The 24,267-nt window shown below is 58.6% G+C and carries 24 protein-coding genes and 1 pseudogene; 6 read left to right on the forward strand and 19 right to left on the reverse strand.

All coding sequences use genetic code 11. The features are described from left to right. The first annotated feature begins 88 nt into the window (after positions 1–88). Positions 89–2,158, forward strand: a complete 2,070-nt coding sequence (locus C8K61_RS13725; protein ID WP_108096813.1) for an EAL domain-containing protein — start codon at positions 89–91, stop codon at positions 2,156–2,158. Positions 2,159–2,199: 41 nt separating this feature from the next. Beyond that, complete coding sequence (locus C8K61_RS13730; protein ID WP_256589432.1) at positions 2,200–5,850, forward strand: hybrid sensor histidine kinase/response regulator; 3,651 nt, start codon at positions 2,200–2,202, stop codon at positions 5,848–5,850. A 2-nt stretch (positions 5,851–5,852) separates the two neighbouring features. Here the strand turns inward: C8K61_RS13730 and C8K61_RS13735 are convergent, their stop codons facing one another. The 8 genes from C8K61_RS13735 to C8K61_RS13770 all read right to left on the reverse strand — a co-directional run bounded on the left by C8K61_RS13735 (position 5,853) and on the right by C8K61_RS13770 (position 12,872). Continuing rightward, positions 5,853–6,434: a cytochrome b gene (locus C8K61_RS13735; RefSeq protein WP_108096814.1), complete on the reverse strand. Its 582-nt coding sequence runs from the start codon at positions 6,432–6,434 to the stop codon at positions 5,853–5,855. Positions 6,435–6,548: 114 nt separating this feature from the next. Then, a complete protein-coding gene (locus C8K61_RS13740; RefSeq protein ID WP_108096815.1) occupies positions 6,549–7,919 on the reverse strand; it encodes an ATP-binding protein in 1,371 nt (456 codons plus the stop codon). Between the two features lies 1 nt (position 7,920). Next, complete coding sequence (locus C8K61_RS13745; protein ID WP_108096816.1) at positions 7,921–8,577, reverse strand: response regulator; 657 nt, start codon at positions 8,575–8,577, stop codon at positions 7,921–7,923. 27 nt (positions 8,578–8,604) lie between these two features. After that, positions 8,605–9,261, reverse strand: coding sequence for a hypothetical protein (locus C8K61_RS13750; protein WP_108096817.1), 657 nt, complete (start codon positions 9,259–9,261; stop codon positions 8,605–8,607). Then, the gene (locus C8K61_RS13755; protein WP_108096818.1) at positions 9,258–10,061 is read right to left on the reverse strand and encodes an SDR family oxidoreductase; all 804 of its coding nucleotides are present in this window, start codon (positions 10,059–10,061) and stop codon (positions 9,258–9,260) included. Before C8K61_RS13755 ends, C8K61_RS13750 begins: the two co-directional genes overlap by 4 nt. Then, positions 10,048–10,728, reverse strand: a complete 681-nt coding sequence (locus tag C8K61_RS13760) for a TenA family transcriptional regulator (RefSeq protein WP_108096819.1) — start codon at positions 10,726–10,728, stop codon at positions 10,048–10,050. The genes C8K61_RS13755 and C8K61_RS13760 overlap by 14 nt, the downstream gene beginning before the upstream one ends. A gap of 10 nt (positions 10,729–10,738) precedes the next feature. Next, positions 10,739–12,205, reverse strand: coding sequence for an AMP-binding protein (locus C8K61_RS13765; protein ID WP_108096820.1), 1,467 nt, complete (start codon positions 12,203–12,205; stop codon positions 10,739–10,741). Continuing rightward, positions 12,195–12,872: a thermostable hemolysin gene (locus tag C8K61_RS13770; RefSeq protein WP_108096821.1), complete on the reverse strand. Its 678-nt coding sequence runs from the start codon at positions 12,870–12,872 to the stop codon at positions 12,195–12,197. The genes C8K61_RS13765 and C8K61_RS13770 overlap by 11 nt, the downstream gene beginning before the upstream one ends. Positions 12,873–13,516: 644 nt before the next feature. On the opposite strand from C8K61_RS13770, the gene C8K61_RS13775 reads away from it, so the two are divergent. Then, positions 13,517–13,777, forward strand: coding sequence for a DUF3077 domain-containing protein (locus C8K61_RS13775; RefSeq protein ID WP_108096822.1), 261 nt, complete (start codon positions 13,517–13,519; stop codon positions 13,775–13,777). Positions 13,778–13,994: 217 nt separating this feature from the next. Continuing rightward, the gene (locus tag C8K61_RS13780; RefSeq protein WP_108096823.1) at positions 13,995–15,233 is read left to right on the forward strand and encodes a hypothetical protein; all 1,239 of its coding nucleotides are present in this window, start codon (positions 13,995–13,997) and stop codon (positions 15,231–15,233) included. A gap of 38 nt (positions 15,234–15,271) precedes the next feature. Here C8K61_RS13780 and C8K61_RS13785 read toward each other — a convergent pair whose 3' ends face one another. Further along, positions 15,272–15,784, reverse strand: coding sequence for a hypothetical protein (locus tag C8K61_RS13785; protein ID WP_108096824.1), 513 nt, complete (start codon positions 15,782–15,784; stop codon positions 15,272–15,274). Positions 15,785–16,671: 887 nt separating this feature from the next. Between C8K61_RS13785 and C8K61_RS13790 the strand changes: the two genes are divergently transcribed. Beyond that, complete coding sequence (locus C8K61_RS13790; protein WP_108096825.1) at positions 16,672–17,487, forward strand: DUF1266 domain-containing protein; 816 nt, start codon at positions 16,672–16,674, stop codon at positions 17,485–17,487. Positions 17,488–17,611: 124 nt separating this feature from the next. Here the strand turns inward: C8K61_RS13790 and C8K61_RS27000 are convergent. The 9 genes and pseudogenes from C8K61_RS27000 to C8K61_RS13830 all read right to left on the reverse strand — a co-directional run. Then, positions 17,612–17,898: pseudogene (locus C8K61_RS27000) on the reverse strand (Tn3 family transposase); the annotation flags it as partial. Positions 17,899–18,215: 317 nt separating this feature from the next. Further along, complete coding sequence (locus tag C8K61_RS13795) at positions 18,216–18,602, reverse strand: GFA family protein (protein WP_108096826.1); 387 nt, start codon at positions 18,600–18,602, stop codon at positions 18,216–18,218. Positions 18,603–18,767: 165 nt separating this feature from the next. Further along, the gene (locus C8K61_RS13800; protein WP_108096827.1) at positions 18,768–19,073 is read right to left on the reverse strand and encodes a DUF6482 family protein; all 306 of its coding nucleotides are present in this window, start codon (positions 19,071–19,073) and stop codon (positions 18,768–18,770) included. A 71-nt stretch (positions 19,074–19,144) separates the two neighbouring features. After that, positions 19,145–19,684: a DUF3833 domain-containing protein gene (locus tag C8K61_RS13805; RefSeq protein ID WP_108096828.1), complete on the reverse strand. Its 540-nt coding sequence runs from the start codon at positions 19,682–19,684 to the stop codon at positions 19,145–19,147. Positions 19,685–19,695: 11 nt separating this feature from the next. Then, positions 19,696–20,247: a chalcone isomerase family protein gene (locus C8K61_RS13810; RefSeq protein ID WP_256589433.1), complete on the reverse strand. Its 552-nt coding sequence runs from the start codon at positions 20,245–20,247 to the stop codon at positions 19,696–19,698. A 352-nt stretch (positions 20,248–20,599) separates the two neighbouring features. After that, complete coding sequence (locus tag C8K61_RS13815) at positions 20,600–21,184, reverse strand: hypothetical protein (protein WP_108096829.1); 585 nt, start codon at positions 21,182–21,184, stop codon at positions 20,600–20,602. An 83-nt stretch (positions 21,185–21,267) separates the two neighbouring features. Next, positions 21,268–21,657, reverse strand: coding sequence for a hypothetical protein (locus C8K61_RS13820; RefSeq protein WP_108096830.1), 390 nt, complete (start codon positions 21,655–21,657; stop codon positions 21,268–21,270). A 46-nt stretch (positions 21,658–21,703) separates the two neighbouring features. Beyond that, positions 21,704–22,114 carry a lysozyme inhibitor LprI family protein gene (locus C8K61_RS13825; protein WP_108096831.1) on the reverse strand — a complete coding sequence of 137 codons (411 nt, stop codon included), beginning with the start codon at positions 22,112–22,114 and terminating at the stop codon, positions 21,704–21,706. 90 nt (positions 22,115–22,204) lie between these two features. After that, positions 22,205–22,504 (reverse strand): hypothetical protein, encoded by a 300-nt coding sequence (locus C8K61_RS13830; protein ID WP_108096832.1) that lies wholly within the window; start codon positions 22,502–22,504, stop codon positions 22,205–22,207. A 193-nt stretch (positions 22,505–22,697) separates the two neighbouring features. Between C8K61_RS13830 and argP the strand changes: the two genes are divergently transcribed. Beyond that, entirely contained in the window at positions 22,698–23,639 is a 942-nt protein-coding gene (argP, locus tag C8K61_RS13835) for an HTH-type transcriptional regulator ArgP (protein WP_108096833.1), read from the forward strand. Positions 23,640–23,906: 267 nt separating this feature from the next. Here the strand turns inward: argP and C8K61_RS26625 are convergent, their stop codons facing one another. Then, entirely contained in the window at positions 23,907–24,221 is a 315-nt protein-coding gene (locus C8K61_RS26625) for a hypothetical protein (RefSeq protein ID WP_146174284.1), read from the reverse strand. Between the last annotated feature and the right edge of the window lie 46 nt (positions 24,222–24,267).

Consider the following 24,267-nt stretch of genomic DNA (forward strand, 5'->3'; position numbering starts at 1 on the left):
CGGGCTTTTTCGCACGTTAACGCAACGCAGGGCGGTGGCTGAACTAACCTGAAGGCGTCGCCCCCGCTCGCTCAAGGATGCAGCTGCCATGTACAAGGAGTTCCACGGCAAACCGGCAGTCATTTTGATCGTCGATGACCAGACCACCAATATCAAGATTCTGCGCGAAGCCGTGCGCGATCTGGGCGAGGTGTACTTTGCTACCAGCGGTGCCCAAGCCTTGGAGCTGGCGAAACGGTGCCCACCAGACGTGGTCTTGCTCGACATCGAAATGCAGGACATGGACGGCTATCAAGTCTGTGCCGCACTGAAGGCCGACGCGGCCCTCAAAGACGCCGCGGTGATTTTCGTCACATCGCACACCGAGGCACAGTTCGAGCTCAAAGCACTGGCTCATGGTGCGGTCGACTTTCTGCAAAAGCCCCTCAACGTGCCCATCGCCCGGGCCCGAATCCGTACCCATGTGCAATTGCACACCGAAACGCAAAAACTCGCCGAAGCGCGGCGCAACCTGGAAGACCTGATCCGCTACCTACCGGCGTTTATCGCGTTCTGGAGCGGCGACCTCAACAATTTGTTCTGCAACGACCAAAACGGGCATTGGTTTGGCATCCGTGCAGACGACATGTTGGGACAGCCCTTGCGGCAGGTTGTGGGGGAAAAGAACTTCCAATTGATCGACCAACATATCGAGTCGTTGCTTGAGGGCCAGCCGGTCAGTTTCGAAATTGAGCTACCCGCCCCCTACGGCGGTCTGCGCTTTGCTCAAATCACCCTGATCGCCCGCGCCAGCGGCCAGCCGGACAGCAACATCCTGATGCTGCTGACCGATGTCAGCGCGCGCAAAATCGCCGAGCACGCGAAGCTCGACTTTTTGACCCGCTACGACGCCCTCACGCACCTCCCCAATCAGCGCCACCTGCAGGAAGAAACCCACGCGGCTATCCAGTCTCACCCCGGGCAGCGGCAGGTAGGCATGCTGTTGCTAGATATCGACCACTTCAAAACGATCAACGACACCATGGGCCACGCCACCGGTGATCGTTTATTGCAACTAATGGCCGCGCGCCTTAAAAACCTGTGCAAGCCTGGCGATACCCTGAGTCGCCAGGGTGGCGATGAGTTCATCATTCTGATCAAAGATGCCGGCAGCATGACCGCCCTAGGTGACTATGCCGAGCGCGTTTTGCAGGCGATCAGTGAACCCTTTGTGCTCGACGACCAGCGTTTTGACCTGCATGTGAGCATTGGCATCAGCGTGTTTCCACACGACAGCGCCGATGTTCCGTTGCTCTTCCGCCATGCTGAAACCGCGATGTATCAGGCCAAGCAAGAAGGCCGTCATCGTTGGCGTTTTTTCAGCATCGAAACGGAAAACGATCTACGCGCCAGGCACAAGCTCGAGCGCCACTTGCGCGAGGCGGTACAAGCACAAGCATTCGAGGTGTATTACCAGGCCAAGGTCGACCTCAAGCGGCAACAGATCATTGGCGTGGAGGCGCTCATACGCTGGCCGACCGCACCGGATGGCCCGCTGTCGCCTGCGACCTTCATTCCCTTGGCCGAAGAAACCGGCTTGATCCTGCCGATGGGTCAGTTCGTCTTGCAGCGTGCCTGTGAACAAGGGCGGCAATGGCAGGTGCAGGGGCTGAATATCTGTATCAGCGTCAATATCTCCTTTGTGCAGTTTCGCGAACCCGGATTTTTGCCGATGGTGATCGAGGTACTGGCCACCACGGGACTGCGTCATGACCTGCTGGAGTTGGAAATCACCGAAGGCGTGCTGGTGAAAGACTTCGACCAGACCCTGGAAACCCTGATGGCCCTCCGGCAACTGGGTATTCGCATTGCCATTGATGACTTTGGCACCGGCTATTCCAGCTTGGCCTACCTCAAGCGCTTCCCCATCAATGTGCTGAAAATCGACCAAAGCTTTGTGCGCGACATGCTCACCGAAAGCACCGACCTGGCGATTGTCGAGGCCATTATCAACATCGGCCTGGCGCTGGACCTCGAGCTGGTGGCTGAGGGCGTTGAGACCCAGGAGCAAGCGCAAGCGCTACAAGAAAAAGGTTGCTCCGTCATTCAGGGCTACTTGTACAGCCAACCGACGACCTTTGCCCGGATGTCCGAATTGCTCGCCAAGGGCTTTCCTTAGGGGCAGCACCTGCTGCTGTTGAACCCGATCAGGAGTTGACTGTGCGCCCATGGATTGCCCTTGTTTTTGTCGTCGGTGCAGGCCTGAGTCTGCTGGCTGCCACAGAAACCCAGCGACGCAATGACCGCCTGACCCGGCAGGCGCTCAACGTCGAGTTAAGCGAAACCGCTGATGCGGTGGTGCGCCGAATGCACCTTTATCAATACGGTCTTCGCGGCCTGCGCGGCGCCATTCAGGCCGTGGACGGTCAACAGTTGAGCCTGGAAGGGTTTCAGCGTTACCAGCAAACCCGCGATGCCACCCGGGAATTTCCCGGCTCTCGAGGCTTTGGCTTTATTCGCCGGGTGGCAGAAGCAGAGCAGGCAGCGTTCGTGCAACAACAAAGGCGCCAGGGCCAACCGGAGTACACCGTGCATCAGTTCCAACCCCACGCGGGCGAACGGTTTCTGGTGCAGTTCGTCTGGCCCATGGCGCTCAACAAGGCCGGCGTCGGTCTGGATATCGCCTCCGACCCGGAACGCCAGAGTGCCGCGCTCGCTGCTCTGCGCAGTGGCGACGTCCAACTGAGCCGCCCCATCGTGTTCTTCGACAGCAGCGACCGCAGCACCAAGGCGTTTCTGATGCTGCTGCCGATCTATCGCAGCGCCGTTACCCCGGCTGACGTTGATGAACGCCAAGCCACCGCCATTGGCTGGAGCTACGCAGCGTTACAGATCGACGAGGTGCTGGAGAATCTGGGGATCTACAACGAAGGCTTGGGTTTACAGCTGTTCGACCTTGGCGAAGGCCACAGCTCCACACCTTTCTATGACCGCTCGGGGGGAGCCGACAATCCACAGTCGTTGATCAGTAACGAGCTGACGTGCGAAATCTTCGGCCGCCAGTGGCGGTTGAAACTAACGGCTTACCCCTCCTTTGTGGCGACGCTCAACCACACCGCCCCACAGCAGGTTCTGCTCCTGGGTTTGTTGATCAGCGGCTTGATCACCGCCCTGCTGGCCATGCTGGATTCCTCAAGGCGCCGGCGCATCGAAATTTTCAGCGACCAGGCACGTCTTGCCGCCATCGTCGAAAGCTCCTCCGACGGCATCATTGGTAAAGACCTGACCGGCATGATCACCAGTTGGAACAAGGGCGCCGAGCTGATTTTCGGTTTTACCTCGGAGCAGGCCGTGGGTAGGCGCCTGGCCGAGCTGCTGGTGCCATCGAACTTGCGGGACCAGGAACAAGACATTCTGGCGCGCATCAACCGCGGTGAACGGGTCACTCACTTCGAAACCCAACGGCTGCACCGTGACGGCCATCTGGTCGAGGTCTCCGTCTCAGTGGCCCCTATTCGCGACGGCACGGGGGTGATCATCGGCGCGTCCAAGACAGTGCGCGATATTTCTCAGCAAAAATCAGCCGAGGCGTCTCTGCAAGCCTTGTACGCCGAGCTGGAAACCCAGGTCGCCGAACGTACGGCGGAACTGCAACAAGCCAAGCTGCAGGCAGACTCGGCCAACGCCGCCAAGTCGGCATTTCTGGCCAATATGAGCCATGAAATCCGTACCCCTTTAAACGCTGTGCTCGGCATGTTGCAACTGCTCCTGCATACGGTCCTCAACCCCCGCCAGAGCGACTATGTCAACAAAGCCAGGTCGGCGGCCACCTCGCTGCTGGGCTTGCTCAACGATATTCTCGACTTCTCCAAAATCGAAGCCGGTAAATTGCAGCTTGACGTCCATCGCTTTGAATTGGAGCGGCTGATGCGCGACTTGGCCGTCGTGCTGTCCGGCAATCAAGGGGATAAGGAAGTCGAAGTCGTCTTCGACCTGTCGCCCAACCTGCCCGGTGTGCTGTTCGGCGACAGTCAGCGCTTGCAGCAGATACTGATCAACCTAGCCGGCAATGCCCTGAAATTCACCCCCAAAGGCTATGTGATCGTCAGCATCACGGAGCTGGAAAGTAACGACACAGAAGCCCTGTTGCGTATCGCCGTGACAGATACCGGCATTGGCATTGCCCAGCCGCAGCAGGCTTATATCTTCGAAGGTTTTGCCCAGGCGGAAACCTCAACCAGCCGCCGTTTTGGTGGCAGCGGCCTGGGCTTGGTCATTTGCAAACGCCTGGTCGAACTCATGGGCGGTCAGTTGCAGGTTATCAGCGAGCCTGGAAAAGGCAGCCGCTTCTGGTTTGACCTGGCCTTCACTGTGGAACCCGGTATCACGCTCAAAGGTGCCTGTCAGGGCATCGCCCCCTCCTTGCGAATTCTGATTGCCGATGACAACCGCGTGGCCGCCGAGTTGATGCAGCAAACGGTGGTAGCGCTGGGCTGGCACGCCGATCTGGTCGCCAATGGCCGGCAGGCCGTGGAGCGTGTGCGTCAGGCCCAACATGAGGACCAACCTTACGACGTGGTGTTGATGGACTGGCGTATGCCTGAGCTCGACGGCCTGGGCGCGGCGCAGCTTATCCACGACAACACTGAGCTGCGCCATCAACCGGTGATTCTGATGATCACCGCCTACGGCCGGGAAGCCTTGGCGCATATCCAGGAGACCATGCAGTCGCCGTTCGTGGAGTTTCTGACCAAGCCGATAACGCCCCAGCAATTAGCCTTGAGCGTGCACCAGGCACTGGACGGAAGCGCTGATAGTTCAACAGGCGGCGCCTCACAGCACAGCAGTCACGTCCGTCTCCAGGGCCTGCGTCTGTTGGTGGTCGAAGACAACGCCTTGAATCGGCAAGTGGCCGCCGAGTTACTCAGTCACGAAGGCGCTCAGGTGCAATTGGCCGAAGGTGGATTGCAGGGCGTAAGGATGGCGCTCGCTGCAACGCCGCCGTTCGACGCCATCATCATGGATGTGCAGATGCCGGACATTGATGGCTACGAAGCCACGCGGCGGATTCGCGCCGAGCCAGGCTTGGCCCGCGTGCCGATTCTGGCCATGACAGCCAATGCCTCCGAGGCTGACCGTCAATTGTGTCTGGCTGCGGGCATGAATGAACATGTCGGCAAGCCGGTCGACATCAACGAAGTGGTCCGCGCGCTGATGCAGATTACCGGCCGCGACAGCGCCCCGCACCCGCTCGGCAATGCCGCTGGGCCAGTCCCGTCGTCAGACCAGACGATGGAGGAAGGCAGCTCGATCCTCTCGCGTTTTGGCATGAACATCGAACTAGTGCAGCGCCTGCTTCAAGAGTTCCAACGGGACGCCCACGTGCTCCTCGCCGATTTGCAGCGGCACAGCGAACAACACAACCGCAGCGCACAGGCATTCGTCCTCCACGCGCTGAAAGGCAGCGCGGCGACCATCGGCGCGCTGGCCCTCTCGCAGCGCGCCGCAAGCCTGGAAGCCCAGTTCAAAACCCACCCGGATACGGCAGCGGCCGCGTTGGCTGATCCGCAGACGCTGGCGGAACTGCATTCGTTGCTCGGCGCAAGCATCGCCCGCCTTGAACACTGGATCGAAGGCGTTACAGACCCGTCCGCAGGTACAGGGCGGGCGAAATCGCCGATCACTGCGCAGCAATGGCAGGCCAAACGCATGGAACTGCTGGAGCTGCTCAGTACCGGCAACATGCGCGCATTGGAGCTGACCGAGGAGCTCGCCAGTGCCGAGGCACCGGAGTGGTTTGGCCGCGTGGTCGAACAGGTCAATGCGCTGATGTTCAACGCCGCGGCGCAATTGCTGCGCGAAGCCCAATAGCGCTAGAGCATGCGTTTGAGCACCGTGTCACGCAGATAGAAGTGGTGCCAGAACGCGGCAGCGATATGCACGCCGATGACGTAGTAGAACGCTGTGCCCACAAAGACATGGGCCGCTTCCACGCTGTGTGCCAACGGCTTGTTCAGCGCAAAGGGCGACGCGATAGTCAGGCCGCCCAGTGGCACGCCGCCACGTTCAAGCAGCACTATCGCCAGGCCCATCAGCGGCTGGATCAGCAAGAAGCCGTAGAGCGCCAGGTGGGTCAGACGCGAGGCCAGCTGCACCATTGGCTTGAGTGGCGGCTGCACAAGGGGCGTCGGGCTTCGCAAGCGGGCCAGCAGCCTAGGCAACACCAGCGCCAACACCACCAGACCGACCCAGAAATGCCCTTGGACAAATAGAGTCTTCAGCGCGCTGCCCTTGGGAAACCAGCCGCGACCCTCAATCAACAGGTAAGCAAGAATCACCAACCCGGCCATCAGCCAATGCAGATAGCGGGAGGTTCGACCATAGCGAGCGAAAACAGCGCGACTCGCATTATGGGGTGTGGGCGCTGAAACAGTGGTACGGATGAGATCGGCCATATGCCCCTCTACTCGTTAGGCCACCGAAGTGGCGCTGTGGGTTGAGAGGCAGTATTGCCAGCCTGGCTTAATGAAGTCTGAAGCAAACACAGGGCAGGTAAACGAGCACGCGCCTTAGCCGTTCCGGGGAATCGACAACGTGGCGAGCAGCCCGCCATCGGGGTGGTTTTGCAGTTCGATGGCACCGCCCAGACGCTTGGCGATCATCTCCACAATCGATAGCCCCAGACCTGCACCATTGGGGTTGTCGCGGCTGTAGAAGCGCTCGAAAAGGCGTTCGATTTTCGCTTCGTCAATGCCCGGCCCCCGGTCTCGAACACTCAGCAAGAACTGGGTGTTTCCAGCCTCTTTGAGTTGCACGGTGACTTCACCGCCCGCCGGCGAGAAATTGGCGGCGTTGGTCACCAGATTCTGCAAGGCAATACCAATGGCTTGTGCGTCGCTGGTTGTCTGGTAACCCCCCGCCGCCACATCCAGGGACAGCTCCAGCCCTCGGTCCAGGAGCAACGGAGTAAGGTCGGCCAGGGTCTCGCGCACCACGCTCTCGATATCGACTACCTGCCAGTCTTTGCGCGCCGTCTCCGGCTCGACCCTGGCCATGGTCAATAGCTGATTGACCACCCGGGTCAAGCGGTCCACGCCGCCCAGCAGGAACTGCAACGCTTGCTCGCGTGACTCATCGTTTTGCGCTTCCAGGGCGTTCTGCACGTGAATACGCAGAATCGCCAGCGGCGTGCGCATTTCGTGGGCGGCATCACCAATAAAGCGCCGTTCGCGCTGCAGCAAGTGGCCGATTTGCGACAGCAACCGGTTCAGCGCCGCCTGCATCGGTTCCAGTTCCCTGGGCAAGGGTGTCAGCAGCAAGGGCTCAAGGGACTCGGCGTGCCGGGCGCGAATCACCTGAGCCATATTCTGTAAGGGTTTCAGCCCCCAACCGATGGCCAACCAGACCAGCAAGGCCAGCACCACGATGCCGATCAGATTGGGAATCAGCGTGTGCCGCACGATGCGGTTCACCAGGTCCTGTCGGACATCGTCCCGCTCGCCCACCCAAATGCGCAGGCCGTGTTGTTCGTCAGGCAGCAAAAAGCCGTGCCAGCCCATACCGGCAATGCTGACTTCGGCAAACCCGGGGCTGCTGGGGGGTTGCTCAAACAGCGGAGCACTGGCCGAGCGGACCAGGCTTTTACCCTGCAGGTCCCATACTTGAAAGGCCATTTTGCCTTCGTAGGGATGCCCAATCTTGTGCCGTCCGGCCTGACTCAGGGCATTGTTGAACGCCTCATACAACTGCCGCCGCTGCTCATCCGGCAATGGCATCTGCACCACGCCCTGCAACAACCTGGCGCTTTGCGCCAACTGGGCGTCGTAGATTTCGGTAATTTCATGACCGCTGTCATGGAAGTTGTAAATGCTGATGGTCAGCGTGCCCAGGATCAACAAGGCCAACACCAACCACAGCGTGCGATGGCGCAACGACGTCATCTCAGCGCTCCACCAGATAACCAATACCGCGCACGGTTCGGATCAATTCGGAAAACAGCTTTTTGCGCAGATGGTGTATGTGCACTTCGAGCGTATTGCTCTCTGCTTCCTCATCCCAGCCATACAACAGTTGCGTGAGCCGCTCGCGAGTAAACACCTTGCCAGGCTGCGCCAACAGTTCATGCAGCAGCACATATTCCTTGGGCGTGAGCACGACCGCTGCTCCCTGGTAACGCACTTGCTGGGTGGCCGGGTCGAGACTGACACCCGCATGTTCGACCACCACCTGAGCGCGCCCGGCACTGCGTCTTAACAACGCGCGCAAACGGGCTTTGAGCTCATTGAGGTCGAAGGGTTTGACCAGGTAATCATCCGCGCCGGCATCCAGGCCGGCAATGCGGTCATCGGTGTCATCGCGCGCGGTGAGGATCAGCACCGGCAGGTCACAGCCGCCCTGGCGGATCTGTTGCAACACGTGAATGCCGCTGAGCCTGGGCAAGCCCAGATCCAGCACCATCAGGTCGAAGGTTTCGCTGAGCAAGGCATGCACCGCGCTGACACCATCCTGCAGCCAGTCCACGGTGTAGCCCTCGGCACGCAATCCGGCGCGTACGCCCTCACCGAGGGCGGTATCGTCTTCCACAAGCAACAAACGCATGGGTGTCCTTAATGGCAGAAAGCTCAGTCAGTCGAGCTTGTGTTCAACGTCCTTGAGTAAAGCATCGATCTCGCCTCGCCGGCCCTCATCCGCCAACTCGCGGCCCGGTCGTGGCGCAGCCAGCTTGGCCTTGAGCAGCGCGGCTTTGGCCTCGACATAGTGGCCTTGCCGGTACAGATGGTCGCCCCAGAAGTACAGGCTATCGATACCGTTGGGGTTCAGTTGCAGCGCGCTGCGCAGCAAGGCATCGGCCTTATCGGCGTCGCCAAAGCCAATGGGCCACCCGGGCACTCGATCGTACAACGCCGCCAGGCTGGTGTAGGCCGAACCCTGCAATGCCGCTGGGTCCAACTGCAACGCCTTTTCCAGCGACGCCTTGGATTGCTTGGCTTTACCCAATGCACCCAATCCGCCCTCGGCGCCTGCCCAACTGCTCACCACAATACCGTTCCAGATCCAGGCCTCGGCGGCTGTGGGCTGCTCCTGGGTGAACGCTTGCGCCTGCAGCGCCAGCTTCTCGAACTCGGCCGGTTTCTGTTTTTCCGGGGTGTCGTATTGCACCTCAGCCCAACGCTGCTGAATGCTCAGCAGGCGTTGACTGCCGGCCTCGTCCAGCGCCCAGGCCGATGGTTGGAGCAGTAAACCCAGCACGGCGATAACCGGAGCAAACAACGTTCTGTTCATTGTGGGGGATTCTCATGTGTGTGAATAAAACTGCGAATAACCGGCAGTTGTTTGCGCAACGCACGGTCGACGACCCCTGGTAGCAAGCCATTGAGGCGCACAAAGAGTTTTTCCGGCCAGCCCAGGTACAGCTCATTGAGGTCTTTCTGAATGGCCCCCATCACTTCGTGCGCCACCCGTTGGGGCTCGTCGACACTGGCCCCCAGTGCCTTGTTGAGGGCCATGGCGGCAGCACTGTTCATGCTGGTACGGGTAGCCCTTGGCGCCACGTACAGCACGTTCACCTCGGTGTCGGCGAGCTCTCGACGCAGCGCTTCGGAAAAGCCGCGCAAGGCAAATTTGCTCGCGCAGTACACGGCATAACCGGGATAACCGATGGAGCCGTAGGTGGACCCTACATTCACCACCAGCGCGTGGGGCTGGCTGCGCAGAATCGGCAACATGGCACGCGTCAACTGCAGGGTGGCGATCACATTCACCGTCAACATGTCGGCAATATCGTGGTCGTCGAGCTGCTCGATCAACGCGAAGCGATTCACCCCCGCGCCATTCAACAACAGGTTCACCCCACCCAGGTGACGCGCTGCCTCAACTACGGCATGGCGACCGGCGCTGGTACGCAGGTCGGCGGTCACCTGATGCAGTTGCAGGGGGTAGCGCGCCACCAACGTAGCCAGGGCTGCCGGCTGACGGGTGACGGCCAGCACCTGTGCACCCGCGGCGCAGAGGTGCTCGACCAACGCCAAACCGATCCCCCCGGTGGCGCCGGTGAGCACCACCCGGCAATCAGACAGCTGCATGCCGCACCTCGGTGGCGCCCGCGCGCGGCAGACCGCGGAACATCTCGGTATAGAGGTGGTAAACAACTTTGCTGGCGTGGATGACCGCTTGCTGGTCTTCGGGATCTTCCAGCTGGTTCATCAGACTGCGATAGGTGTCCATGTGGTCGATATCCAGCGCGCCATGGGAGGACAGGTAGCTGAACGCGCTGGCCGGCAACTCCAGTCGTTGCTGAATGGTGTTCGCCGCCTGGGTGGCCAACGCAATGCTGGTGCCCTCCAGCACATTGACCATGCCAAACAGCCCCACCGGATTGCCCCGCGCGATCAGGTCGTAGAGAAAACTCACCATCAGCTCGATCGGCTGCGCGGGTTGCCCATCGCGCACCTCATCGGCATCACCGCCGCAGGCACGGATGTCATTGAGAATCCACTTCTCGTGGCCATATTCCTCCTCGATGTACTCGCACACCGCGCCACGCAGCCACTCCAGGCGACTGGGCAGCCGGGCACCGCACGCCATCATCAACGGCACGGTATGGCGAACGTGGTAATAGGCCTGAGTGAGAAACGCGCGATAGCTGTCCAGGCTGACTTCGCCGGCCAATGCCTCACGAATGACCGGTACGCTGAACAGCGCCTGGCGTTCCTCGGCGGTAGCGGCTTGCAGTTGGTCAAAAAAATTCATGGTAGGAGCCTCACTCGGTAACGAGTTCTGAAAGGGCATCGCGATAACGCGACAAGATCGCTTCACGGCGCAGGCGACCATTGCTGGTGAGCAAGCCGTTGTCCGCGGTAAACGGTGTGGAAAGGCGCTGCCAGGCATGCACCTGGGCGTAATCCGGTAGTTGCGCATTGGCTTGGGCGACCGTCGCGGCGAGTGTCTCGTCGCTGCAATTGGGGTCTAGCGGCCACAGCAGTGCGAGGTTGTGGTTCAACCCTTCGCCATGCACAAATGCCTGGGCAATGGTGCCGCGCTGGGTCAACTCGGCCTCGACCCAATCCGGGTTGACGTTGCGGCCGAAGCTGGTGATGAACTGGTGCTTTTTACGGCCCTTCAAAAACAGATAACCGTCGGCGTCGAACTCACCGATATCACCGGTATGCAGCCACTCACCGCTGAACGGTTGATCGCCGAGATAGCCCAGCAACGCCGAACCGCTGACCAGCACTTCGCCGTCATCGCCCAAGCGCACCGTGACATGCGGCAATGGCAGGCCGACGCTACCGGGGCGGTTGTGCCCGGGGCGGTTCAGGCACACCACCGAGGCACACTCGGACAGACCGTAGCCCTGGTACACCGGCAGATTGACGTTGGCAGCACGCTGCAGCAGGTCCGCCGAAACCCGTGCACCACCCACCGCGACAAAGCGAAATTGCTCGGCTGCCACTAACTTGCGCTCGATGGCGGTGACCAACCCCAGCAACAGTTGCGGCACCAGAATCAGGCTTTGCGCCCCACTCATCACCAGCGTGCCGAGCAAGCGTGGCCAGTCCACACCGGAGGCACCGCTGATGCCCATCTGCTGCTGGGAAGACACAGTAATGCTCGCCCCGGCCAGCAACGCGGCATAAACGCCCAGATTTTCCAGCAACACGGCCAAGGGCAGCACCGCCAGATAGCGCTCGGGCGCGGCAGAGCGGCTGGCGCTTTCCAACTCCTGCGCCACCCGCAGCAAAGCGTCTGCGCTCAGGCACACGCCTTTGGGTGTACCGGTGGTGCCCGAGGTGTAGGTGATCTTTGCCGTACCGGCGGGTATGCCCGGATCAGCGCTCTGTGCGCGGCGCCAAAACACGCCTTCGCGATGAAAGCCCGCCAACTCCATATCCGCCGTCATGGCCTCATCGGCAATCGCGATATCCACCTGACTCTGGTCGAAGCAATGGGCTCGTTGGGCCTGGGTAAAAAACGGCGGCAAGGTGACGCAGGGCAAACCGGCAAACAAGACCGCCAAGTCCCACAGAACGGCTTCCGGGCTGTTGTCCATGACCAGCGCGAAGACCTTGCCCGAATGCGCCTCAAGCAAGGCCTGACGCTGCTCGATGCCGTCCCACACCTGTTGGTAATCGAAGCGACTGCTCGCCCCTCGTAGCGCATACACCGAGGGACGAAACAGTCGGTGGTCGTGTAACGCTGTGCGCAGCGCAGCCAGCTCATGCCGCATGGCAATGCTCCGCATCAAAAAAAGGAAAACCCAGGCGTGCCAGCACTCCACTGGTTTCCAACTGCTCCAGACCGAAGCGGATATTGCCGGCGTAAACATGTGGGTGCTGGGTGTAATAGTTCCCCCATGCAGCCTGATCGAGCCCGAGCTTCGCGGGGTCGGCATCACACAACAGCAGCGGCTCCAAGCCCAGACGCTGAAAGCTGTTGATCAGCGTGGCAGCCCCGGTGAACACCACCCATTCCAGGCCATGACGCGCCAGCAGCCAGGTCATGGCGACGATAATCAGGCGGGCGCTGCCGGCATTTCGCGCCGCGAGATTGCCGACCTCGACCACGCGGCGGCGCTCCACCGATTCACCCGCGACCAGCGAAACCACATGCTCAACCGGATTTTGCAGGTACTGCTCGATAAACAGCTGACCGTCGCGGCCCAAACGGGCACCGACGGCCGCACAGAGCTGACCTTGGCGATCATGCAAGGCCATCAAGTCGGGCATGAAATGATGAATATCGGCGTGATGCACCGCCGCAAACCGCTCCTGAATAAACGCCTCAACCGGAACGCGTTCTGGCGTTTGTTCACGCGCCAGCGACATCGCCAACGGGCGCTGCGCATCCGGGCCAAAACTCAACGGAAACGAGGTATTCCACTCGGTATCAATCATCGACATCCCCTCCAGCGGTCATTCGATGGAGGCACTATCGACAGCGAACCTTAATGAACCCTGAAGATCGTTTTTTACCCACTACAACCGCTCGGACACCTGCGGCTGACTGCCCGCGCCCGAGCACAGGTGAGCTATAGAACTGCGGTTTGGCGGCGGCTACGGTGCGGGCCCAGGTGACTCACGCTGGCAGCGGCGATACGCCTCAGCACTGCAACTGCCCTGCCCCGCCTCGCGACCATTCAGCAGCGTTTTCGCAGCGAGCCGGTTATGCCTTGGGGGATGGCTACTCCTGCATTGAGCGAGCGTTGGCGTGAACGCCGCATGCATTGCAAGCCATTTTGCGTGCATCAATCCTTCACGCCTGCCCGCCAGAGCTGACAGTTTTTCGCCTCCCTCCCCGCCTACAGTTCGCCGTCGCTGAATGTTCAGCGACGCCGGTTTGGTCGCCGGGAGACGTAACACGCACAAGCGCCTGCTATAAGAGGTAGGCGTTCTTCACCGCTGCTCTATGGCGGTTGTGCGCGGGACACCCTCGGGTGTGCCGGTTCCTACGTCCCGGTCGACCAACCCGCGCACAGCTGCCTCCTATTTGCTTGGTCGCACTTAGAGGTGGCTCTTCAATCGACGAGGAGATCATCTTTATGAACGAAGCTACCGCTGTAACCACCTGCCAACCCTTCGACCACATGGACAGCGCCCCGCTGTTCTCCGTGAACCCCGGCGTGCCCATCGAAGAAGCACTGGAACGCGCCGCCGACCTGATGCGTTATGTCGAAGCGCTGGCAGCGGCTGATGCCTTTACCGACAAAGTACTGGAAGCGGCCGTGATCCAAACCCTGAGTGAAATGGCTATCGCGTTGGTCAACGCCGCCAAACAGCCCGCCCGCGAAGCCACGCGGTAACGGCGCGTAGCCAAGCGAGCAGAAAAGGAGACCCGTTCAGTTCAGGTCTCCTTTTTATGTTTTAGAACAGACCCAGCCGCGGTGGCCGTGCATGGCTATAGGGAGCGAGCAGACCGTGCCTGCCTGCACAAATCCACCTCACTGTTGGGCATCGAACCAACGCGATAAGTAGAATTCCCGTCGAATCCGCCCACTCGCAGCCAACGGTCTCCTCCCCATGAAAACCCGCCTGCCCTGGCTCGCCCTATTGCTCGCAGCCTGCCTCGGTGCTCCAACGCTGTGCATGGCCCAGGACGTGGCCCCGCAACAGCATCGGGTCAGCGTGCGTGTACTGGACCCCGGCGCCGCGCCAGTCAGCCAATGGCGAGTGAAGGTGTATGTCAGTTATCGACCGCTGGTGGAGGGTTCGCCGAATACCACTGAAACCACCACCTCGCGCGCCAATTGCGCCACGCCCTCGCGCTTCGGCTCGATTGTGCCGTCATTCAAACGGTGCACCCTCACGCGCAACCGTGGGGTACAACAGATGCTGCCTGCCGCACAGATAAAGGCGGCGGACGCACAGACGTTGAATCTGGACTTTGCCCCGGTGATTGAAGATCACGGTGGCACCTTCGCCATCGCCGATCTGGTGCTGGCTTATATGACCTGCGCGAAAGACTGCGAGGATCAGCGCATGGATATTCGCCTGAGTTGTTACGCCGACGACGTCGATCACGGCGAGGTGCTTGCCGATGGCGTGGTGCTCAGCTATTCACGCGGCGCAAAAGCACACCCAGGGGTGGCGGATTGCGGGTTGAAGCTGGGCGATGAAACTACCTGGTCGAACCGCGACACCGTCATCGCGCGGATTCGCGGGCATTTCGGTGACGAGCAGCAAATGCTCAGCCATGATCTGCTCGGCACGTTTCCCGCGATTCCAACGCCCGATAACCGCTGGCTCTGGAACCCGGCACGGGGCAATAACGACCTTGGCGACTACTGCGCCATCCCCGACCAACAGAGTTATGTGAACAGCACCTACTACGCCACACTACCGCCTAGCGTGGGCTGGCCGTATCACCATGAAACCGAGGTGTACGTCACCAGCAAGCCCAGCGGTGAGGTGTGCACCATCTGGCTGACCGGTACTGGCGATGAAAGCTATGTGCGCTATTTCTACAACTTTGCCGACGGCCAGTTGGTAAAGGCCTACACCATGGATGAACCCGACGACGTGAGCCGCGAATGGCGTTGGGTCAACGGCGAGCCTTGGGAGTTTACCCGCCGCCAGGTACCCGACTCGATTGCCGGGCACGATGCCATTTTGTATTGGCACAAAACTGCGGCCCAGCTATGGCCCAAGCGCATGGACTACAAACCGAACCTCAAGGAGTTCGCCGCCGTGAGGGATTTTGCTCAGCAGTTGTTCACGCGTTTTCCGGCGAAATCGAAGGCTGACGATGCGCAGCAGTGAGTAGTGGGTTGAGGCAATCAGCCCACAACAGGCGCGCGTTACTTACTCAAATAATCCCGCACGCGGGGATCTTTGAGCAGCACCATCACCCCCTCAGCGATACAGCCATTGAGATCTTGCTGCACCGAGCCGCTGGCGTGGGGCACGGTCAGGTCGATTACCTGGCCATCACCCAGGGTTGCCTGGAAGTGGACTTTGCTGCGCCAGAAAAACGCATAGGTGTACTCGCTCAGCAGCGAGTCGATGCGCAGTTGCAGAGTCTTTTCGCCGGATGCCCCGGTGGGCTTGCCGTTCTTTTTCAGCTCGGTCTGGGTTTGCTGCACCATGACCTCGGTCAGTGCCTTGGGGCTGGCTTCAATGCGCTGGCCCATGTAGCGGTAGATCACCATCGGTTCAACAGCAGGCTGGGCATTGCTGACCGCTACCGTGCCGGCGATGGGCAGCTCAGGAATCAGACCGGCACGTAGTGGGTATTCTGTGGGGGTAAACGGCAGGCTGCCGCAGCCGGTGAGCAGCATGGCAGCAACAATAAGGGCAAACAGCTTAGGCATCGTAACGTCCTTGTAGAGCCGGGTGGCTCGGTAGCGAGTTGGGCAGGACGGTGCCTGCGCGGCGCAGGTTATTGGGTCAGGCGGATCTAGTAAAGCGTGTTCTACCAGCCCCGGCGGTGCTCAGGCTCTACGCCGTGAATAAATACCGATCTGAATATCGAGGGAGCAACATGTGCTACAGGGTCGCAGTAAGCACCACTTCCACTCCCCTCCTCCTGAAAGCTGCTTTGCTGTTCTCTTCAAGAAGAACTGTGGCCACGAATTGTTGGAGCAACAATAAATCTGTGCCGTATTCCGTAGTGCCTTCGCCGCAAGTACTCCGATATAGAAAATTCGCTACACCGGCTCGATGGCCGGCCATTGATGCCGAATGCAGGCGCCCACGACAGGCCGCTATCGGTTGAGTGCACAGTCGAATGCGGTCATGGGGAAGCCGATTCAACGACAGCGATTCGAACCCCGTCTTGCGATCCCGCACCGCCTAAAGCCATGAGGATGGGCACGGGGGCTCTTGAAAAATAGACCGGCCGTACCCGACCAGATCCCGCCGCTTAAATAGTTATCGCGAGAGCAAACTGAAGAACTTCGTGGAATGGGCAATCGACTTACGGAATACCATTACCGAACCACTTTTAGCAGGCGCTATTTTTAAAAAATAGGACTTTCCCTACAGACGCAAAGGTGGGGGTGAGATTCACTGCTGCGGCTAAATTACTTATCCCACTAATCAATACGTCGACTGAAGAGAAACAATAGAGATCAGCGTACCGTCACTGACGCCTAAAAAATTGAATTTGATGTTATATGGAAAAAGACTCTGACTTTGATGTTCCTTTGCACACGCTAAAACATCTAGCCAAGAATACATAACTTAGAGGAAATTAATTATGAGCTTTATAAATTCTTCGAAAAGAATGTTCGCGATTATTTCAGGAAAAAAATACAGAAAGTGCCCGAAAGGATCGTTGACCCATCATGCCGAGAAGCGAGCACTCAACGCTGGACTCATCAACTCCGAACAGGTCATGGCGTATTGCGACAATTACACTACAGGCCTATCTCGCGAAACTATTACAGAAGGGCTTAGTTCATACTGGGACATAACATCGCCACAGGAAGCGACTGAAACACTAGAGTTTCTTAGCCAGTATGGCCACCGTTTTATTTACGAAATAGTTTTAAAAACTTACAGTGAAGACGCTTCCGAAGACGACCCTGAACAAGTTCTCGCAGCCTTGTTAGAAAGTGGCCGATACGGCCACCCCGAAACGGTGTTGGAGGACATGCTTGCGGCGGAGCCATCTGACCAAACAGATCTAATTTATCAACACCTGGCACGCGCGATGGATATGCTGGAGAATCTTCAATCGATTTTCGGAGCTCTTAAGGACAAAGTAAACGGGCCGTATCTCCCCAGAGACTACGACGCAGGGATACTTGCGTGGGATTTAGGACGCCTTGTCACTGTTGCGAGGCTGTCACTGGATTGCGGATACATTGAGCAATCTGAACTAAGCCGCGTTCTCGCGCATGTAGATACAGAGCTGAATGCAAACTTTTCGTCGTGGCCGCAGTTTGCTAAGAGCTATATTATTGGTCGGGCTGCCTGGTCAGGTAAAACCATGACGCTAGGTGGAATTATTGGCATTACTGAAGATCTTATGACGGATAAAGATAGTCCTTGGGTACTATTTCCCCTCTGAACTTCTGACTAACTTTAATGGCTTTCAATCGAAAGTGGCCATGCTGGCAATCAATGCATTTTTTTGCTCATATTGGGCGAATCAAGCCTTGGAGTTTTCCGTAATCGGCTTCCAACCGTATTTACACGGAGCAGACTCCACCGGCATCGGCCAGACGCGGACAAAAGTTAGAGTCGAGCAATCGGAATAACCAGAACAGCAGACCTCTGTCGGTCATGATTAGTATTGGCTGTAATTCGGTCTACTGTTCCAGCATGATTGCAAGCACAACTAGGCTGTAGCGCAGGGTTCTGAACACTGCAATGGCGTTGAGACCGGTGAATTGGCCGCATATCAGGTTGCTCCACCGGTACCGAAACACTTCGAATTGGCCCCCGCATGCATGGTGCAGCCCGCTAAGACGAATGGCATTTTTTAGCTGCCGGTATGATGTGGTCATCTTCCCTGGTTTTTTGGTGTGAGACCCTGGATCAACTGCGTTATCTGTTGAATCTCGACTTGCGACATTCGTCGCCGAATAGTCCTTTCATATACATCCTTGTACATGGGGTCTTGGATTGACTGCCTTACCCACTGCTACGGCAGTTCTTGGTCGCCCGGTCATGAGCAAAACTCGCGACTGCACTTCACATTTTTTCCAGTGCAACTCCGATTCAAGCGATTAGTACTGGGCCCAGGCTATCTCCAAGGCGGGCGACAATCTGGCGCCCGTCCCCAAAAAAATCACCCTACTCGAACTGCGGCAAACCATCCTCAATCGACCACCAGTTTGCCTTTGACCCGGTATGAAAATGCGCCTCCGGCTTAACCGAAACCGGCTCATTGATCAGCCCCACTCGAATGCGCAACACCCCAGGCAAGCTGTCTCTTTTGCTGTAAACCGGCGAGCCGCAGCGGCTACAAAATGCGCGTTGTTTGCCGGGCGACGACTCGAAAACCGTTATGAGTTCAGCGCCACTGAGCAACTGGAATGCGGCGGCGCTAATGGGGGTATTGGTCGCGAATGGCGTGCCCTGCGCTTTGCGGCACTGCGAGCAGTGGCAGACCTGAATGGGCGCAAGTTCAGCGTCGATATGAAACTGAATGCCGCCGCATAAACAATTGCCGGTGTACATCGCTGCCTCCTGGGTTCGGGTACCTTGCCGCTTGGTGTGCACCATTCAAAAAAACAATCCGGATAGTGTTTTTGCACACTCCGGGTCAGAAGCAGAAGTTGCTATGGGACGACTTCCGAGCCGTTCCCATCGTTTGAGTTCTTGGCCAGGGGCGTAAACGGCCATTCACCAGCGCTGCTCAAGTGACAGCGGCAGGCGCAGCGGCTCAATCGTGCCTTCGCGAGTGCCGCACATTTCGTCATGAACACAATGCTGGATCAACTCGCAGGGCACACGCGGCATGGTCTGCAACAGCTCGCGGACCTGGGTGGTCGAGCGCAGGTGCAGCACCTTGCCATGCTCGTCCCGCACCAGTTGCAGGCCCGAGGCCTGCCTCGCTTGCAGCAGGTAGAAGCCGCCCTCCACGGACACCACTTCAAGCCCTTCGATACTGCCCGCCTGGGCGGCCACGCCGAGTTGATGGAGATTCATCGCCAGGTCCTCTTGCCAATCGGGTGTTCGCTCGCCGCCGGGAGTGGCGAGCACCTGAAGTGCCTACCCTCTCAGTCTGCCGCCGGTGTGGCGTCGCGACGGAAGAACAGGGTCACTTGGCCCAACTCTATGCCGAGTTTGCTCATGCTCGACCGGTTGATCAGGGTGTCTTCGTCCATCAGGTACATCCAGTCATCGAAGTCCACATCCCAGGTGGTGCCATCCACGTCCAGCTTCAGTTGATAGCGCCAGCGCAAGGCATTACCGGCGATCTCCCCTTCGGCCTCGCCAATCACATCGGCGGCACGGCCCCGCCACTGGCCATTGCCTGCCGGCACCAGGGTCCATACCCGCTGTTGACGGGTACCGTCGCTGTAGAGAAAACGCTCGTCGAGGATCAGCCGCTCACCTTCGCGGTGGCTGGTGATGTCGACCTTGAAGCGCTTGACCACTTCACCTGAGCGATTCTGGAAAATGCCCCAGGCCTGCACGGGCCGAGAGAAGAACCCTGGCAAGTCCAGCTGCGGGCGCTGCGCTGCGTAACGCTCAACGTCGACGCCGCCGCAGCCACTTAACAACAGGCCACACAGCAGCCATATTCCGACACGCATGGTCGAGCTCCTCATGGGTTGGTCTGATTGAGCCCCAGCAGCTCGCGACGTAGCTGGGGATTACGGGTGCGGGTATCCAGCCAGATGGCGAAGAACGCGCGGGAAAGGTCGACATCGGTTACCGCGTGGCGGAACGCGTTATCGACATAAAAATGCCCACCCCTGCCCGGCAGGTAGAGCCCGGTGATACGCCGCCCCGGCTGGACATCAACGAAGGCCTTGCGCAACTCGATGCCCCAGGCGGCCAGTTGGGTTTCATCGACCGAGGGCCCACCGAGGCGACGCATCTCGTCCAGGCTGGCTTGCACCAGCGTGTCCTGCGATATCTCGCGTTGGTAGGTCAGTTCCAGAGCAAAAGGCTGCTCCCAGTTCACGGTGGCTGCTGAACTCCACAAGCGAGCTTGATAGACCCGCAAGCCGAACCAGGTGAAGTCGCCCTGGCCGACCAACCGCGCCTCGGGAAGCTCGCTACGCCAGTCAGCCCAGACCGGTGAGCCTGCCATCAGCAGGCAAAATACGACGACGCCACGCAACGGTGAGGCGAAAGAAATGGCGAGGCCCATGGGAGCTCCGAGGTAGGTCGCTGTGGAGAAATACTTATACAAATTTCTTTTTTTGCATAGGTTTTTCTAACCCCCCTCTTCGCTCGGCCGTTGGTGTTGCACGTCCTGGCGCCAACCCAGCGTCGCTGCCTGGTGGCAACTGTTTGGCGAGATACGGGGACGTTTTCCACTCGCTGCCACTGCCACCACTCGAGTGCGCAACATCCCGGGCAAGGTGTCTCTTTTGCTGTAAATCGTCGAGCCGTCACCACTCGAACAACTGGGAAAAAGCACCGTTTGATTTAACCGCACCCTTTCAGAGTCGATTAGCAACGCCGTCCACGCTTACCCTCTGCGCCACCGTCGTTCTCAGTCAGTCCGCCGCAAGGGTGAAGTACTCGAAACCGAAATAGGCGGCCTGATAGACCAGAGTAAACAGCACCAGAGTCAGCTGTACGCGACGGCGCTTCTGGGTGAGCCCCAGTAACACGACGCCGAGCATGATGAGCGCATGGGCGGTATACGCGGCACCCAGCGTCTGCCAGCGGGCGTTGCCTTTGAGTGAGGTATCGACCAGGTCCATGGCGGTGAGCAGTGCGATCAGGCCGAAAAACCAGCCACGTCGCGCCAGCAGGTAGTTTTCGTAGCTGCCGAACTCTCTGACATCGGACGGAAACAGCATGGTCGACATCATGAAGTAGAGCGCGCAGTAGCAAACAATAAAAAGATAGGAACCGAAGGTCCAAACCGGCACCTGGGTCAGGCGGAACTCCCACCACCAGAACGTCATGATTGAAACGAGCGCCCACACCACCCAGCCCATGTGAATCCATGACCAGCCAAATCGGCGCGGGTGTTCGATGATCGACGCGATCCCCCTGAGCAACGTGGTTATACCCAGCCCCAGAATGATGCTGAGGAAGATGCGGATGTGGGTATAGATGGGGTCAGGGGTCATCGCTGTGCGCCGTTTTCTGAAGCGGGTTTTCGCAGGCTCGATTCTGGGAGGCGTCACCCGCACTTACAGGTGCAGCCACCCTGCTACTTCACCACGATCGCTTTGCCCTCAAGGGTCTGGGCGTTCATTGGCAGGGAAGACGTGATGCGGCCTTTCTTGTCACGGCTAATGCTGTCGCCCATCGACCGCACCCCTTGTGAGGTTAGCAGCACACCGTTTGCACCCAGCTTCGCTGCTTGGGCTTTGAGCTCGGCGAGCGCGTAGTTGATCGAGTCCTGGTCGGACATACCCACTCCACTTTCAGCCTTGACCAGGCCCACCGTCTCATACGCGCCAGGTGGGTCGACAAAGAGCTGCACCTGCGACGCACGTATCGGTGGGTGCGCGGCACCGACTGCAATCGAGGAGCCGCTTGCACAGCCCCCGAGCAGAACCAACCCTGTGTACAGGCATAACCAGCGTGCAATGTTCATTTTGTCTCCTTGATAGGGTCGCGCATGTGGCAGCGAGTAATCGCAGTCAGGGCCCTGGCACCGGACAACTCAAATCGGTCTCGTCGCACTCAAGCAGCGCGTTGAGGTCTTTGGTTCGGGTTTGTGTGAGCTCACTTCGACATTGCGCGACCAGCATCGGATAGATGCTCCCCTGCGCCGCCGCCGAGGTCGCAAATTCACACTGCGTGTCCCGAAAGGCTATCCAAGCGCGCTGCGCTTTCACCAGGAGTGTCGCGCTGTCGGGATTGTCCTTCAGGCGCTGCGTGACTTGCTGGTAGCTGGTATTCAAGGCCTTGTCAGCAACCTTGAAGGCCTGGTCGGCGCATATGTTCATCGCCTGCTGGCTGGATGCAGTGGCGCAGTCGTCGGCAAACGCCACGCCACTGAAGATCAGGCCAGTGGTAATCCATAAGCAACATGCCAATGTATGGCGCATCGTTTTACTCTCCCGCTGTGTGTGTACGTATCGACACAGGCTGTAGGCCGCCTGAGGGCGATTGTCAAAGTGGCCTCGCGCATCTCTGCGCTACCCCACCTTGTGACCTTCCACCGGGTTGCAGGCGAATGTCACGAAAGCAACGCCGTTGGTTGGAAACGACCAATGGGACTGAATATCCAGCACGCTGATCTCGCTACCGAGCGAGGTGCACTTGGCGTTGGCTTCTTCCAGTGCCAGGCGGCGAGCGCCGGTTTGAGCACCGCGTGCCAGCGACGCGTTCGCGGAGGTCTGGTACAGCTGGTTGTCGAGCTTCATGGCCGGGGTTTGCCAGGCACAGCCGGACAACACTGCATACACCGAGATAGCCGCCATAATCTTGAGTTTCATAAGGTTCTCCTGCACTGCAAAAGTGGGCGCGAACGCTGCGGGTTGTGTTGCTGGCCCGGTGGGTCGCGAACGGCGGCGCGGGTGTTTGGATGTGATGTCGCCGTGGAGTCAGCATCGGTGCAAACGGTGTATCAGTTAAGAAAAATGAAGTAACTTTCAGCTTCGATTAGAAAAACTTAACCAAGGTGGCAGGGTGAAACTCGACGCCAAACAGCTGCAGGCTTTCCTCGCGGCCATCGATAACGGAAGTTTCGAAAAGGCAGCCAAGACCCTGGCGATAACCCCTTCGGCGCTGTCCCAGCGCATACACGCCCTGGAAGCCCACTTGGGCAACCCGCTCGTGGTGCGCGGGCGGCCCTGTGAACCGACGCAACTAGGGCGCCGGTTGCTGCTGTATCTGCGCCGCGCCACGGTGCTCGAGGAGGAGTTGCTTAACGAACTGTCGGGCGATCAGGACGAGCACCTGCGGGTGGTTATCGCGGCGAATGGCGACACGTTGGCGACCTGGTTTTTCCCCGCCCTGGCGGCCATTTTCGTTAGCGAACGCATACTGCTCGACGTCGTCGTCGACGATCAGGACCATACCTACACGCTGCTGGAGAGCGGTCAGGTGATCGCCTGTATCAGCACGCGTGCGGAGCCCATGCGAGGGTGCCTCGCCGTGCCTCTGGGCTCGGTGCGCTATTGCCTGGTGGCATCGCCCGCGTTCCAGGCGCGGTGGTTTCCCCAGGGGCTCAACCGGGAAGCCGCACGCAAGGCACCGGTCTTTGCGTACTCACGCAAAGACACCCTGCAAGATCACTTTATGCAAACCCGCTTCGGCCTGCGCGCTGACGCCTACCCCACCCACTACCTGGCGCTGCCCGAGGCGCGCCTGGAAGCCATTCGCCGTGGCCTGGGCTATGGCATGGTGCCGCACATGCAACTGCACGACTCGCTGGCCAACGGCACCCTGGTAGACGTTGCGCCAGGGCATTTCACCGATGTGGCGTTGTATTGGCATTCGTGGGCTGTGCAATCCCCGCGCATGCAGGCACTCTCGCAACGCAGTGTGGAAACCGCGCGACGCACGCTGCTGGTGGATCAGGCTGGCGCTGGCGGCGAGGTACGTCCACCGCACTCCCCCACCCTATAGGCCACTGATGAGCACGGACGCAGAAATCATCGCAGTCGTCGTTCAAGCATTCGCTTACGTCGAACGCCCCCAGCACTTTGCCAACCTTAATTCTTTTTTAATTTTCAGTAATTAGATAACAGGGGAAGCATTCCATTAAATCGCCACCTAACCAGCCTTCTAATTTTATGTGCAATTTGGTAACCGTTCTAAAAGGAGGCTATTTTTCTAAAAAATCAGTCCCACCACCAAGACCCACAACAACCTCTGGTGCATTTTTATATTTTTTCACAACAATCCTTTATCCTTATTAAAATCCTTTAAAAGCTCAAAAAACATATCAAACTCCTCTTTACTTTCATTTTGAGAAATTTGCCTTATCAATCCTAACCATGAAATATCATTTGATAAATTATTGTATTTTGAATATATCCAATCATAAAATTCCGCTCTAAAAACTTCATCATCCTTTGATGCTATTTTATTTTGTGCCTGACACAAAAAGTAGCCTGAAATAAAACTTTCTAACAATTCAAGCCTTGTATCCCTAATATACATCCGGGGTCTTTTTTCTATATACTGCAACAATTTCAGTAAATTCATTTTTGCATATCTCAATATTAAAATTGATCAATATCAGGAGAGTGCA

It is taken from the genome of Pseudomonas sp. GV071 (assembly GCF_003050835.1).
Classification (GTDB): Bacteria; Pseudomonadota; Gammaproteobacteria; order Pseudomonadales; family Pseudomonadaceae; genus Aquipseudomonas.